The organism is Olsenella sp. SW781 (assembly GCF_012027725.1).
Classification (GTDB): domain Bacteria; phylum Actinomycetota; class Coriobacteriia; order Coriobacteriales; family Atopobiaceae; genus Thermophilibacter.
Map to the genome: position 1 here is coordinate 1 of NZ_SJOU01000001.1, position 14,237 is coordinate 14,237.

13 protein-coding genes and 1 riboswitch are annotated in these 14,237 nt (G+C 71.3%); of the genes, 12 read left to right on the forward strand and 1 reads right to left on the reverse strand.

The annotated features are described in order from the left end of the window. The first annotated feature begins 153 nt into the window (after positions 1–153). The gene (locus E0L17_RS00005; protein ID WP_167929258.1) at positions 154–1,512 is read left to right on the forward strand and encodes a thiamine diphosphokinase; all 1,359 of its coding nucleotides are present in this window, start codon (positions 154–156) and stop codon (positions 1,510–1,512) included. Between the two features lie 101 nt (positions 1,513–1,613). Beyond that, complete coding sequence (gene rpmB, locus E0L17_RS00010) at positions 1,614–1,802, forward strand: 50S ribosomal protein L28 (protein ID WP_072371255.1); 189 nt, start codon at positions 1,614–1,616, stop codon at positions 1,800–1,802. Between the two features lie 329 nt (positions 1,803–2,131). On the opposite strand, the gene E0L17_RS00015 is transcribed toward rpmB, so the two are convergent. Then, positions 2,132–3,283 carry an amidohydrolase gene (locus E0L17_RS00015; protein WP_167929259.1) on the reverse strand — a complete coding sequence of 384 codons (1,152 nt, stop codon included), beginning with the start codon at positions 3,281–3,283 and terminating at the stop codon, positions 2,132–2,134. 77 nt (positions 3,284–3,360) lie between these two features. After that, a riboswitch (Lysine riboswitch) is annotated at positions 3,361–3,531 on the forward strand. 6 nt (positions 3,532–3,537) lie between these two features. On the opposite strand from E0L17_RS00015, the gene E0L17_RS00020 reads away from it, so the two are divergent. From E0L17_RS00020 to E0L17_RS00065, 10 genes are all read left to right on the forward strand, one after another. Further along, complete coding sequence (locus E0L17_RS00020; RefSeq protein WP_167929260.1) at positions 3,538–4,860, forward strand: diaminopimelate decarboxylase; 1,323 nt, start codon at positions 3,538–3,540, stop codon at positions 4,858–4,860. A gap of 58 nt (positions 4,861–4,918) precedes the next feature. After that, positions 4,919–5,809 carry a 4-hydroxy-tetrahydrodipicolinate synthase gene (dapA, locus tag E0L17_RS00025; RefSeq protein WP_206108915.1) on the forward strand — a complete coding sequence of 297 codons (891 nt, stop codon included), beginning with the start codon at positions 4,919–4,921 and terminating at the stop codon, positions 5,807–5,809. Beyond that, the gene (dapB, locus tag E0L17_RS00030; protein ID WP_167929261.1) at positions 5,802–6,521 is read left to right on the forward strand and encodes a 4-hydroxy-tetrahydrodipicolinate reductase; all 720 of its coding nucleotides are present in this window, start codon (positions 5,802–5,804) and stop codon (positions 6,519–6,521) included. Before dapA ends, dapB begins: the two co-directional genes overlap by 8 nt. A gap of 731 nt (positions 6,522–7,252) precedes the next feature. Next, positions 7,253–7,954 carry a 2,3,4,5-tetrahydropyridine-2,6-dicarboxylate N-acetyltransferase gene (gene dapD / locus E0L17_RS00035; protein WP_167929262.1) on the forward strand — a complete coding sequence of 234 codons (702 nt, stop codon included), beginning with the start codon at positions 7,253–7,255 and terminating at the stop codon, positions 7,952–7,954. Positions 7,955–8,255: 301 nt separating this feature from the next. Then, positions 8,256–8,603, forward strand: coding sequence for an Asp23/Gls24 family envelope stress response protein (locus E0L17_RS00040; RefSeq protein ID WP_167929263.1), 348 nt, complete (start codon positions 8,256–8,258; stop codon positions 8,601–8,603). Between the two features lie 34 nt (positions 8,604–8,637). Beyond that, positions 8,638–10,305, forward strand: a complete 1,668-nt coding sequence (locus E0L17_RS00045; protein WP_167929264.1) for a DAK2 domain-containing protein — start codon at positions 8,638–8,640, stop codon at positions 10,303–10,305. Between the two features lie 5 nt (positions 10,306–10,310). Then, on the forward strand, positions 10,311–12,473 hold the full coding sequence (locus E0L17_RS00050) for an ATP-dependent DNA helicase RecG (protein WP_167929265.1): 2,163 nt from the start codon (positions 10,311–10,313) through the stop codon (positions 12,471–12,473). Continuing rightward, complete coding sequence (locus tag E0L17_RS00055) at positions 12,470–13,087, forward strand: RsmD family RNA methyltransferase (RefSeq protein ID WP_167929266.1); 618 nt, start codon at positions 12,470–12,472, stop codon at positions 13,085–13,087. The genes E0L17_RS00050 and E0L17_RS00055 overlap by 4 nt, the downstream gene beginning before the upstream one ends. A 2-nt stretch (positions 13,088–13,089) precedes the next feature. Next, positions 13,090–13,599, forward strand: coding sequence for a pantetheine-phosphate adenylyltransferase (gene coaD, locus E0L17_RS00060; protein WP_167929267.1), 510 nt, complete (start codon positions 13,090–13,092; stop codon positions 13,597–13,599). Positions 13,600–13,739: 140 nt separating this feature from the next. Continuing rightward, positions 13,740–14,237, forward strand: coding sequence for an ATP synthase subunit B family protein (locus tag E0L17_RS00065; RefSeq protein WP_167929268.1), 498 nt, complete (start codon positions 13,740–13,742; stop codon positions 14,235–14,237).

Genomic DNA, 14,237 nt, shown 5'->3' on the forward strand with positions numbered 1-14,237 from the left:
GCTTCCCACTATCCGCCCGATTGCAGGGAGGGGGCGGATTTCTTCGCACTATCCGCCTGATTGCAGGACCTGTCCCTCGGCCGAGGGCGGCCACGGCACGCCCAGCTGCTATCATGTGCGCTTGGTGACCCAACGGGAGGCAATGGGGGAGCAATGGAGATTACGGGCGCGATCTTTGACTGCGACGGGACGCTCGTCGACTCGATGGGCATGTGGTCTCACGCGTTCGCGTGGCTCTGCGAGCGCTATGGCGTCGAGGGCGTGCCCATGGAGCGCGTGGAGTCCATCTCGCTGCGCGACGGCTGCGCCCTGCTGCACGACGAGTACGGCGCGGGGTCCTCGGTCGACGAGGTCTACGAGGACATGTGCGCCCACGTGCGCGACGCCTACGAGCACGAGGTCCCGCTCATGCCGGGCGCCCGGGAGTTCCTCGAAGAGCTCGCCGCGGCGGGGGTGCCGATGATACTCGCCTCCTCGACCCCGGTCCGGGAGCTGCGCTGCGCGCTCGCGGCCAACGACCTCGCCGGCTACTTCGTCGACGTGGTGAGCACGGAGGACGTGGGCGGGCGCGACAAGGAGTTCCCCGACGTCTACCTCGAGGCGGCGCGGCGCCTGGGCACGCCGCGCTCGTCCACCTGGGTCTTCGAGGACGCCCCCTTCGGGGTGCGGACCGCCCGGCGCGCGGGCTTTCCCGTCGTCGGCCTCATGAACGACCACGACGGCCGGCGCGAGGAGGACGTCCGACCGTGGTGCGACGTCTTCGTCCACGGCTACGCCGAGCTCTCGCTCGCCCTCCTGCGCGACTACGAGCGGCCCGCCAGGGCCGCGGGGGAGCCGCTCCGCGCGCTCGTGGTCGCAGGCTCCCCGGAGCCGAGCGCGCCCGGCCTCGTCTCCCTGCTCGCCGAGGGCGCCGACTACGTCGTCTGCGCGGACGGCGGCGCGGACGTCTGCCGCGCGGCGGGCGTCGTGCCCGACGTCCTCTGCGGGGACGGAGACTCCGCGAGCGCCGCCGCGGCGGCCTGGGCCGCCTCCGCAGCCCGCACGCGCGTGACGTTTCCCTCAGAGAAGTACGCGACCGACCTCGCCCTCGCGATCGACTGCGCGCGGCACGAGGCGTCCCGTCGCGAGGCACCGCTCGCCCTCACCGTCACCTGCGCGTCGGGCGGCCGCCCGGACCATGCGCTCGCGGTGGTGGGCCAGCTCGCCGGCTCCGGCGCGGCGTCCGCGCGCATCGTCGAGGACGGATACGAGATGCGCATCGTCTCCGAGAAGGGCGAGCGCGCGTGGCGGCTCGGCCCGGACGCCGTGGGGCGCACCTTCTCCGCCGTCGCCGTGGCGCCGGGGACGCGCATCGACGAGCGCGGCATGCGCTGGGAGCTCGAGGACAGGCCGATGGGCCTCCTCGACGACCTCGGGATCTCCAACGTGGTCTCTAGCCCGGAGGCCGAGGTCGTCTGTCGCGCGGGCGCCGTGGCGGCGTTCCTGCTGGGCGCAACAAAAAAGCCACAATAAGTTGGGGTTTCTTGTTGCAGCCGCCACCGCATGTGCTATATTCGTACGGCTATGAAAGATGCGGGCGCGAGAGAGCGCCGCGCCCCCGAGGAGGTACGAGCATGTCCAAGGTCTGTGAGTTCTGCGGCAAGCACGCCGTTGCCGGTCATTCCATCAGCCACTCCCACCGTGTGGTGAACCGCACGTTCAAGCCGAACATCCAGCGCGTCACCGTCGTCGTGGACGGCCACCGTCGCAAGGCCAACGTCTGCTCTCGTTGCCTCAAGTCCGGCAAGATCGCCCGCAGCTAGTTCGCTGCCACATCGAGCATCGCAAGGGGAGGTCGCCTCGGCGGCCTCCCTTTTCGCGTCCGCGGGAGGGGGCTCGCGGCGGCCGCGGCCCCGTTGCGGGATCCGGGCTCGTGGCAGTCCCGGGCGAGCGGGCGTTGCGCGGGTGGGGGTCGTGGCAGCCCGCACTTCTCGCCATCTGCGGCTCTTCTCGACGCCGTTGCGAAAAGGGGGCCTGTGGCAGCGCCGTTTCTGCCACAGGCCCCATCCGCGCAACGCGCCCGTCCGCGCCGCTGCCGTAACCCCGCTTTCCGCAGCGGGCCCGCCGACGCCGGCGTCCGCCGCCGCCCGCGCTACGCCATCCGCAGCAGCCTCCGGTACGTCTCCACCCCCGCGAGCAGCACCCGCTCGTCGAAGTCGAACCGGTCGGCGTGGAGCGCGATCCCCGTCCCCGTGCCCAGCAGAAGGAATGCGCCGGGCAGGCACCGCTGGTAGAACGCGAAGTCCTCGGCTATGAGCAGCGGCTCCTCGACGCGCCCCATCTCCGGCAGCGCGCGCTCAACCAGCGAGAAGAGCTCGGCGTCGTTGTCCACGGGCGGGTAGCCCTCGGAGAACGTCACGTCGACCGTGCAGCCCTCGGTCCTGGCCGCCCCCTCGGCGAGCGTGCGCAGCGCCCCCCGCGCCCGGTCGAACATCTCGTCCGAGAACACGCGCAGGCTCCCCTCGGCCCGCGCCTCGCCGGCGATCGCGTTTCTCACCGTCCCGGCCTCGAGCCGGCCGAAGCGCAGCAGGCACGGCTCGCCCTTCTCGCGCGAGAGCCGCCCGCACATGGCCTCGGCCGACGGCACGAAGCGCGCCGCCGCTGCCAGCGCGTCCGCGCCCTCCTGCCAGCGGGCGATGTGGCTCGAGCGCCCGTGGAAGCTCACCGTGGTCTCGCTCGAGCGCGCGAGGAGCGGCCCCGGCCGGGAGGCGAGCGCCCCCGCGGGCAGGTCGGGCCAGAGGTGGAAGCCGAAGATCCGCGTGGCGCCCACGCGCCCGAAGACGCCGCTCTCGCAGACGACCCGCGCGCCGCCCGTGGTCTCCTCGGCGGGCTGGAACACGAGGAGCACGTTCCTCGGCAGGTCCTCGGCGCGCGTCCCCGACTCGCGGCCGGCCATCACGCGGTCGACCCACGTCGCGGCGCCGAGCGCCATCGCCATGTGGCCGTCGTGCCCGCAGGCGTGCATGCGCCCGGGACGCTCGCTCGCGTACGGGGCGCCCGTCGCCTCCGCCACGGGCAGGGCGTCCATGTCCGCGCGCAGGGCCACCGTCTCGGGCCGGCCGAGGTCGAAGTACGCGCAGAGCGCGCCCGCGCACGGCTCCCACACCTCGCAGGAGAGACCGTCGAGCACGCCGCGCACGTAGGCCGTGGTCTCGGGCAGCTCGAAGTCGAGCTCGGGAATGCGGTGCAGGTCGCGCCGCCAGCGCGTGAGGGCGGCGAGCTCCGGGTTCTTCTCGTCAGGCATGGGTCCTCCAATCGTTACGAGAGTATATCAGCCGCACATTTCCGGGCGCGCCCGGGCGGGCTCGTGCTAGAGTGACCTCACTCGATAGAGGCGCGGGCGAGAAGATCCGCGGGGCAGCCGGCAGGCGTCACGACCCCGCGGGGAGGCGAGCCCGCCGAACTCGGCGCCCGGGCGCGGGCGCGGGGTGGGCCTGCGGGAAAGACCCGCAGGACTGTCTGCATGAAACCTGCAGGAGCGCTATCAAGGGAGCTTGCATGACGTGCGTGAAGCAGCCTTTTGTGACCACCGACCAGCTCGTCGACATCGCCGAGCGGTACCCCACCCCCTTCCACCTGTACGACGAGGCCGGCATCCGCCGCAACGCGGAGGCGGTGCTCGACGCCTTCTCGTGGAACCCGGGCTTCAGGGAGTACTTCGCCGTCAAGGCCAACCCCAACCCCGCGCTCATCAAGATCTTGCTGGAGTACGGCTGCGGCTGCGACTGCTCCAGCTACACGGAGCTCCTCATCGCGCGGGCGCTCGGCGTGCCGGGCGAGAAGATTATGTTCTCGTCCAACGACACGCCGGCCGAGGACTTCCGCCTCGCGCGCGAGCTCGGCGCCATCGTGAACTTCGACGACATCTCGCACATCCCGTTCTTCGAGGAGGAGGCGGGGCCCGTTGGCCCGGTCGCGAGCTGCCGCTTCAACCCCGGCGGACTCTTCCGCCTGGCCAACGGCATCATGGACAACCCGGGCGACTCCAAGTACGGCATGACCGAGGAGCAGCTCTTCGAGGCGTACCGCATGCTCGTCGAGCGCGGCTGCACCACGCTGGGGCTGCACGCGTTTCTCGCCAGCAACACGCACGGCAACGACTACTATCCCGCGCTCGCGCGCATCCTCTTTGGGCTGGCGGTCCGCCTGCGCGATGAGACCGGCGCGCACGTCGGGTTTGTCAACCTCTCCGGCGGCGTGGGGATCCCGTACCGGCCTGAGGAGGAGCCCTGCGACATCCGCGCCATCGGCGAGGGCGTGCGGCGCGCCTTCGAGGAGGTCCTCGTGCCCGCCGGCATGGGCGACGTGGCCATCTTCGCCGAGATGGGCCGCTTCATGATGGGGCCGTACGGCTGCCTGGTCACGCGCGCCATCCACGAGAAGAACATCTACAAGGACTACCTCGGCGTGGACGCGAGCGCCGTGGACCTCATCCGTCCCGCCATGTACGGCGCCTACCACCACATCACCGTGATGGGGCAGGCGGGCGGCCCGGACAAGTGCGCGTGGCCGGCCACGCGCACCTACGACGTCACGGGCAGCCTCTGCGAGAACAACGACAAGTTCGCCGTGGACCGGGAGCTCCCCGAGGTCGAGCGCGGCGACCTGCTCGTCATTCACGACACCGGGGCCCATGGCTACTCGATGGGCTACAACTACAACGGCCGGCTTCGGTCCGCGGAGGTTCTGCTGCGCGAGGATGGCTCCACCGAGCTCATCCGCCGCGCCGAGAAGCCCTCCGACTACTTCGCCACGCTGGCGTGCAACGGGGCCGTGCAAAGGGGACAGTCACTTTTGCACGCGAACACCGTGCAAAAGTGACTGTCCCCTTTGCACGATCGCACGCCCTCCGCACACGACACGAGAGAGAGGTACCACCATGGACATGACCAACCTGACTGGATCGATCGTCGCGCTGGTGACGCCGTTCGCCGAGGACGGCTCCGTCGACTACCCCGCGCTCGAGCGCCTCGTGGACTTCCACCTGGCAAACGGCACGGACGGCATTCTCGTGCTCGGCACCACCGGCGAGTCCTCCACGATGACCGACGAGGAGGACCTCGAGGTCGCGCGCTGCGTGGTGGAGCGCGTTGGCGGTCGCATCCCCGTGATCGGCGGCGCGGGCTCCAACGCGACCTTCGAGTCCGAGCGCAAGGCCGCCGGCCTCGTCAGGATCGGCGTGGACGGGCTGCTCCTCATCACGCCGTACTACAACAAGTCCAACGAGGAGGGCATCTACCGCCACTTCACCGCCGTCCTCGACAAGGTGGACGTGCCGTGCATCCTCTACAACATCCCCGGCCGCACCGGCTGCTCCATCAGCGAGAAGAACCTCGCCCGCCTGGCGCAGCACCCCAACGCGTGGGGCATCAAGGAGGCCTCGGGCTCCATCGGCTACGCGACCATGGCCGCCCAGTACCTCTCCGACGACTTCCGCATGTTCTCCGGCAACGACGACATCGTGGTGCCGCTCATGAGCCTCGGCGCAAAGGGCGTCATCTCCGTGTGGGCCGACGTCGCGCCCGCCACGGTGCACCAGATGTGCGCGGACTTCCTCGCCGGCGACGTCGAGTCCGCGCGTCGCACGCAGCTCGAGAACCTCGAGCTCATCCACGCCCTCTTCTGCGAGGTCAACCCAATCCCGGTCAAGTGCGCCCTGGCCGAGATGGGCATGATCGGCGAGCACTACCGCCAGCCGCTCTGGACGATTTCCGACGCCGGCCGCGAGCGCCTCGTCGCCGCGATGAGGGGGGTCGGTCTCCTTGGCTAGCGCGATCGTCATCGGCGGAAACGGCCGCATGGGCCGCCTCGTGTGCGAGGAGCTTCTCGCCCGCGGCTTCGAGCTTCTCGGCTCCTACGACGTGGACAACATCGACGAGCTTGACGGGGCCGCGCCGGCGGCGGACGTTGCCGTGGACTTCTCCGCGCCCGCATCGCTGCCGCACGCGCTGGCGTACGCGCGCCGCACGGGCGCGGCGGTGGTCTCCGGCACCACGGGCCTCTCGGAGGAGCAGCTCGGCGAGCTCCGCGCGCTCGGCGAGACGAACCGCGTGATCTGGGCGTCCAACTACTCCCTCGGCGTCGCGGCCCTGCGCCGTGCCACGGCGATGGTGGCCCGCACGCTCGCGGGCTGGGACGTGGAGATCGTGGAGACGCACCACAACCAGAAGGTGGACGCGCCCTCCGGCACCGCAAAGGCGCTGCTCGCGGCCATCGACCCAGAGGGGGAGCGCCGCGTGGTGAACGGGCGAACCGGCCAGGTGGGCGCGCGCGTCCCCGGCGAGATCGGCATGCACGCCATCCGCGGCGGCACCGTCGCCGGCACGCACGAGGTGCACTTCTTCGGCACCGACGAGGAGGTCTGCCTCACGCACCGCGCCACGAGCCGGCAGATCTTCGTCACCGGCGCCGTCGCCGCCGCGGCGCGCCTGCTCGAGCGGCCCGCGGGGTTCTACGACTTCGACGAGCTGATGTTTGGCTGACGCACGTCCTTCTCGCCCCATGGCGAGAAGGACGGCGCGGCCGTCGGGGCGTCGCCGCCGATCCTGCGGCGGCGGCACTCAGTTCCGCATCTGCGTACGGGGCCGTGCGCAGTTCCGGAACTGAGTGACGGGCCTCGACTCAAATCCGGATTTGAGTCGTCTTCTGGCTCGGAACGGACGCGCAATACGCGATGTGACGTGGCCGGGGAGCCCAGGCCGGCGCTCAGTTCCGGATTTGAGCGACGGCCCGCACTCAGTTCCTGATCTGAGCAACGGCCCGCACTCAGTTCTGGATTTGAGCGCCGGGCCGCGGGGCATCGCGGGCGGCGCGCGACCTCGACCTGCGCGAACGTGGCCGGCCGGGGGCGGACGTCCCGGGCGCCGGCGGGCAGGGCCCGTCGCGCCGCTCAGTTCCGGATTTGCGTGCCGACCCGTGCTCAGTTCCGGAAATGAGTGCCGGCCCGCACTCAAATCCGGAAGTGAGCGCCGAGCCGGGCTGGGCTAGGCGGCGCGTCGGTCATCGACGTGCCGGCACCTGTGGGAACGTCGGAGCCGCGCGAGCCGCGGGGCAAGTGGCCGCGAGGCGCCGCTCAGTTCCGGATTTGCGTGCCGACCCGTGCTCAGTTCCGGAGCTGAGCGCCCGACCGAGGCACGCCCCGGTCAGGCGCCGGGGCGGCTACCATGGAGGAGACAGGACGAGACGCGGCGGGGGCCGCCGGGGAGGGGAACACATGGACGCTCAGGAGATCATCGACTTCATCGCGACGGCGCCTAAGAAGACGCCCGTCAAGCTGTACGTGCGCGAGAAGGGCGGGGCGCGCCTGGACTGGGGCGACGCCCACGTCTACGGCGGGCCCGAGGGCCGCGTCGTCTTCGGCGAGTGGGCCGACCTCGAGCCCGTCCTTCTCGCCAACGCGGACGCCGTCGAGTACGCGGACGTGGAGGCGGACCGGCGCAACTCCGCGGTGCCGCTCCTCGACCTCAAGGGCGTGAACGCGCGCATCGAGCCGGGCGCCATCATCCGCGACCGCGTGGAGATCGGCGACAACGCCGTCATCATGATGGGCGCCGTCATCAACATCGGCGCCGTCGTCGGCGAGGGCACCATGATCGACATGGGTGCCGTGCTCGGTGGCCGCGCCATCGTGGGCCGAAACTGCCACGTGGGCGCCGGCACCGTGCTCGCCGGAGTCGTGGAGCCCGCGAGCGCCACGCCCGTCGTCGTTGAGGACGGCGTCATGATCGGCGCCAACGCGGTGGTCCTCGAGGGCGTGCGCGTGGGCGCGGGCGCCGTCGTGGCGGCGGGCGCCGTCTGCGTGGAGGACGTCCCCGCCGGCGCCGTCGTTGCCGGCGTGCCGGCGCGCGTCATCAAGATGCGCGACGAGCGGACGGACGGCAAGACGGCCCTCGTCGAGGAGCTCCGCCGGCTGTAGCTCGGAGCTCGTTGACCGCACGGAACGATGCGTCGCCAGACCCCCGCACGGCCGCCCCGCGGGGGCGAGGCGACATTTCCGCGGAGAAAAACGTCGCCTCGGCCCCGCACGCCCGCCGCGCGGGGGTCCCGCGACACCCTCGGAGGGGAAACCGTCGCCAGACCCCCGCACGCCCGCCGCGCGGGGGCGAGGCGACGGATTCCGGTCGGCGCCCGCCGCCCCGCCGCCGCGTTCTTCTCGCCCGCGCTATAATCAGATGGATTCCGATAAGGAGCACTTCCTGCCAGCGAGAGGAGACCGCATGTCTGGTGTCGTTCCGGGAACGCTGAGGGTGTCAAACGACTGCATTGCCGACCTCGCCGGCTACGCCGCGCTCGAGTGCTACGGCGTCGTCGGCATGGCCGAGATTGACGAGCAGGCCGGCGTCGCCCGCCTGCTGCCGTCCTTCCGCCTGAGGAAGGGCATCGACGTCGCCTCCGCGGGCGGCCGCGTCGCCGTGGACCTCCACGTGATCGTGGAGCAGGGCGTCAACATGTCCTCCGTCGTGGGCAACCTCACGAGCTCGGTCAAGTTCCTGCTCAAGCAGATCGCCGAGCTCGAGAACGTTGACGTGAAGGTGCACATCGTGGGACTGCGCAACGCGCGCTAGGCGCCCCCGTCGAGAAGAACCGAGGTACCCCAAGATGATTTCGACCGTCATCCGCACCTGCTTCCCCGTCGCCGCGAAGGTCGTGGCCGACCGTGCGGAGGAGATCAACAAGCTCAACGTGTTCCCGGTCCCTGACGGCGACACCGGCACGAACATGTCCCTCACGCTCAACACCGTGGTCAAGGAGGTCGAGGCCCTCCCCGCGAGCGCCACGATCGACGACATCGCCAAGGCGATCACCCACGGCTCGCTCATGGGCGCGCGCGGCAACTCGGGCGTCATCACGAGCCAGATCCTGCGCGGCATCGCCGAGGGCCTCTGCGACGCGAAGAACCAGGACCACCCCACGCCCGGCGACATCGCGCACGCCTGGCGGCGCGGCGTGAAGGTGGCCTTCAAGGCCGTCCGCAAGCCGGTCGAGGGCACCATCCTCACGGTCCTGCGCGACGTCTCGGCCAAGGCCGACCAGCTCGAGAAGCGCCGCGACCTTACCTGCCACGAGATGCTCGACGCCCTCGTCGTCGAGGCCTACGAGTCCGTGGCCCGCACGCCCGAGCTCCTGCCCGTCCTCAAGGAGAACGGCGTCGTGGACTCGGGCGCCTTCGGCTTCGCCACGTTCCTCGAGGCCTTCGTGAACGCCGCCACCGGCAAGGCCGGCGAGCTCACCGACTTCAAGACCACCGTCGACGCCAAGGCCGACGTCTCCGCCAAGGTGCAGATCGAGCTCAACGACGACTGGGAGGGCTCGGAGTTCCGCTACTGCAACGAGTTCCTCTTCAAGGCCGAGAAGGACTTCGACGTCGACGCGTCTCTGGCCTACCTCGCCACGCTCGGCGACTGCGAGCTCATCGTGGGCGCCTACCCCGACTTCAAGGTGCACGTGCACTCCAACGAGCCCAACCGCGTGCTCGAGTACATGCTCCAGTTCGGACAGGTCTACGAGGTCTTCATTCACAACATGGACATGGAGTCCCACGACCGCACCGCCAAGATCGCCGCCGACCAGGCCGGCGAGGCCGAGAAGGACGGGCCGCGCAAGGCCCTCGGCTTCGTAGCCGTGGCCGCCGGCTCGGGCGAGGAGGAGATCCTGCGCTCCCTCGGCGTCGACGTGGTGGTCTCCGGCGGCCAGACGATGAACCCGTCGACGGCCGACATCCTCACCGCCATCGAGGAGGTCAACGCGGAGAACGTGATCGTCCTGCCGGGCAACGGCAACATCCGCATGGCCGCCGAGGCCGCGGCCTCGGCCTGCGAGGGCTCGAAGGTGGCCGTGGTCCCCACCAAGACCGTGCTCCAGGGCTTCTCCGCGATGTTCGTCGTGGACCCGGAGGGCACGCTCGAGGACAACGTCGAGGCCATGACCGAGGCCATCGCCGACGTCCGCGGCGGCGAGGTCACCACCGCCGTGCGCGACTCGCAGGCCGCCGACGGCAGCCCCATCCACGCGGGCGACGTCATGGGCATCCAGGACGACTCCATCGACGTGGTGGGCTCCTCCGTGGAGCAGGTCACGCTCGACCTCATCGCCAAGATGCAGGACGAGGAGGAGGGCGACTCGCTCACCATCCTCGCCGGCCAGGACATGGACGACGAGGCCTTCGAGGCGCTCGTCGCCGCCATCGAGGAGGCCCAGCCCGACCTCGAGGTCGACCCGCACCGCGGCGAGCAGCCCCTCTACCCGGTGATCTTCTCCATAGAGTAGGTCCCTTGGCGGCGCGACCGTCCATACCGGCAGCTGCGGAGAGGGTGCAGAGAACCTGCGCCCTCTCTGACTCTGTGTCGCGCCTGCGCTACGTCTCGGGCGCGCGCGAGGAGGCGCTGCGCCGCCTGGGGCTCGCGCGCGTGCGCGAGCTCATGCTGCACGTGCCGCACCGCTACCTCGACTTCACGCGCGTGACCAAGATCGCCCGCGCGGACGTGGGGACGGACGCCACGATCGTGGCGACGGTCGACCGCGTGGAGCTCAAGCGGCCGCGCCCCCGCATGCAGATCGTCGAGCTCTCGGTGATGGACGAGACGGGCGTGCTCGTGGCCACCTTCTTCCGCCAGCCCTGGATCGCCGAGCAGGTGCGCGTCGGCGACCGCGTGGCCCTCTCCGGCAAGGTGGAGTTCTCCTACGGCTTCAAGCGCATGAAGGCCCCGTTCCACGAGGTCCTGGGCCCCGCCGCCGGGGCGGGCGGCTACGCCCGCGTGCTGCCGGTCCACCCGGTGGGGGAGGGCGTCACCGCCTCGTGGATGCGCCGCATCGTGGCCGCGGCCCTCGCGGACGTGGGCGACGTCTGCGACTGGCTCCCGGCGGGCCTCGTCGCCCGGCGCGGGCTCATGACGCTCGCCCGCGCGCTTCGCGAGGTGCACTTCCCCACGTCGGTCGCCGCGGCGGGGCGCGCCCGGCGCCGCCTCGCCTACGACGAGCTCCTCTGCCTGCAGCTCGCGCTGCTCTGCCGCCAGAGCGTGGAGCTCGCCGGCGTGGAGCCGGTCTCGCACGTGACGTCCGGCCCGCACATGGACGCGCTTCTCGCCGCGCTGCCCTTCTCGCTCACCGACGAGCAGCGCGCCGCCGCCGACCGGGTCCTGGCCGACATGGCCGCCCCGCGCGTGATGAACCGCCTGCTCCTGGGCGACGTCGGCACCGGCAAGACCGCCGTCGCCGCCGTGGCGCTCGCCGCCGTCGCGGACACCGGGACGCAGGCGGCCGTCATGGCGCCCACCTCCGTCCTCGCCCGGCAGTACGCCGAGAAGCTCGGCCCCGTCCTCGACGAGGCGCGCGTGAGCTGGGCCCTCGTGACCGGCTCCACGCCGGCCGACGAGCGCGCCATCGCCGAGATGGCCGCGGCCCGCGGGGAGCTCACGGTGCTCTTCGGGACGACGGCGCTCCTCTCCGAGGGCGTCGAGTTCGCCGCGCTCTCGCTCGCGGTGATCGACGAGCAGCACCGCTTCGGCGTGGACCAGCGCGCGGCGCTCCGGCGCAAGGGGGCGGGCGCGGACCTGCTCGCCATGACGGCCACGCCCATCCCACGCACGCTCGCGCTCTCGTTCTACGGGGACGTGGAGCTCTCGGAGATCCGGCGCCGCCCGCGCCCCGGCGCCGGCGTCGAGACCCGGCTCGTGACGCCCGACAGCCTCGACCTCGCCTGGGGGGCCATACGCGAGGCCGCAGCGGCGGGGCACCAGGCCTACGTGATCTGCCCGCTCGTCGACGACGCGGACGACGGCGCCGAGCTCGACGACGTGCCGGAGGGCCTCACCTCGGCCGCGCCGCGCCTGCGCTCGGCCACCTCCACCCTCGCCGACCTGCGCTCGCACATCCTGCCGGAGCTCTCGTGCGACCTCCTCACGGGCCGCATGGCGGCGGGCGAGAAGGACCGCGCGATGGAGCGCTTCCGCTCCGGGGAGACGCAGGTGCTCGTCTCCACGACGGTCGTCGAGGTGGGCGTGGACGTCCCCAACGCCACCGTCATGGTGGTGCTCGACGCCGACCGCTTCGGCCTCGCGACCCTGCATCAGCTGCGCGGTCGCGTGGGCCGCGGCGACGTCGCGGGCACCGTCTTCCTCTCGAGCGCCGCGAAGCGCGGCTCCACCGCGAGGCGGCGCCTCTCCGCGCTCGAGCGGACGTCGGACGGCTTCGAGCTGGCGGAGCTCGACCTGCGCCTGCGGCACGAGGGGGAGGTGCTCGGCTATCGCCAGCACGGCGGCGTGACGCTCAGGATCTCCGACCTCGAGGCGGACCGCGACCTCGTGGAGGCCGCGCACGCCGACGCCCGGGCCATCGCGGACGACGACCCGCGCCTGCGCGCGCCCGCCCACCGGGCGATGGCGCTCGAGGTGCGCGACCGCTTCGGCGCCTACTTCGAGGAGCTTGACCGAGCATGAGGATCGTTGGGGGAAAGTGGCGCGGTCGCGCCATCGAGGCGCCCAGGGGGCGCGACGTCACGCGGCCGACGACGGACCGCACGCGCGAGCGCGTGGCGTCGATGGTCCTTTCGGCCATGGGGCTCGACCTCTCGGGCCGCTCGGTGCTCGACGCGTTCGCGGGGTCGGGCGCCATGGGGTTCGAGCTGCTCTCGCGCGGCGCCGCGCGGGCGACCTTCGTGGACCGCGACCGCAGGGCCGTGGCGCTCGTCCGCCGCACCGCGGCCTCGCTCGGGGCGCGCCCCGGCGAGTTCTTCTCGCTCGCGGGCGACGTCTGCGCGCTCGCGGGCCGGGGGCTCCCGGGGGCGCCCTTCGACGTCGTCTTCCTCGACCCGCCCTACGCCATGGGGGCCGACGCCGTGAGCGGGCTCGTCTCCGGGCTCGCCGGGACGGGGCAGCTCGCCCCGGGCGCCGTGGTGGTGTACGAGCACGCGGCGCGCACGCCCGGCCTCTCGTGCGCGGGCCTCGACCTCGTCCGCTCGAAGACGCACGGCGTCTCGACGGTGGACCTGCTGACCTATGACACCCCGGCCGAGGGCGCGCACGCCCCCGCCGCGGGACCGGAAGGGGAGTGAGCATGAGCTCTGAGACCATCACCCACGTCGTCGTCCCGGGCACCTTCGACCCGGTGACGCTCGGACACGTCGACGTCATCCGCCGCGCCCGGAGGCTCTTCCCCCGGGTGACGGTGGCCGTGGCGGCGTCCGTCAACAAGAACGGGCGGGGCACCGCCTTCACCCTCGAGGAGCGCGCCGACATGATCCGCGAGGCCATCGCGCTCGAGGGCATGCCCGCCGACATCGAGGTCATGCCCTTCACCGGGCTTCTCGTCGACTTCTGCAAGGAGCTCGGCGCGGGCGGCGTCGTGAAGGGCCTGCGCGCCATGACCGACTTCGAGTACGAGCTGCAGCAGGCGGACCTCAACTTCCACCTCTCGCCCGACATCGAGTCGGTCTTCGTCATGTCGAGCCCCGAGTACGGCTACGTCTCGTCCTCCATCGTGCGCGAGATCGCGTCGATGGGGTCGGACGTGAGCAGCCTCGTTCCCGCCAACGTGGACGCGCGCCTGCGCGCCCACTACGCCTGACGAAGCTGCCCCACATCCCTGACGTTCTCGTTGAGCAGGGCGTCTGCTGCCTTTGCCCGTCGCGAATCTGCTACCATGCTGAGAGATAGGGCTCGACCATCGGGCTTGGCGCCCGACGAATCACGCGAAAGGAACCATAGATGCAGCCAGGTGAGGAGATCGAGAGCTTGGTCGACGAGCTCGAGCAGATCGTGACCGAGGCTAAGTCCCCGATCATGGACAACGGGCAGAAGAAGATCGTCGACGCCCAGGACATCTACGAGATCCTGGACGAGATTCGCCGCGTCTTCCCGCAGGAGTTCGCCGACGCGCGCCGCATCCTCAAGGAGGAGCAGGAGACCATCGACCGCGCCCAGCAGCAGGCGAGCTCCATCATCGCCGACGCCCAGCAGCAGGCGATGATCCTCGCGGGCGACCAGGAGATCGTCCGCCTCGCCCAGCAGCAGGCCGACGGCATCCGCGACCAGGCCGCGCAGTACGAGCGCGACACCCGCTACAACGCCGAGGAGTACGCCGACACGGTGCTCGCCCACCTCGAGGAGAACCTCAAGAGCCTCACGAGCTCGGTCACGCGCGTGCGCCAGACGCTCGACGAGAACTCCGGCCCGCGCAACACCACCAACAACGTCCCCTGGTAG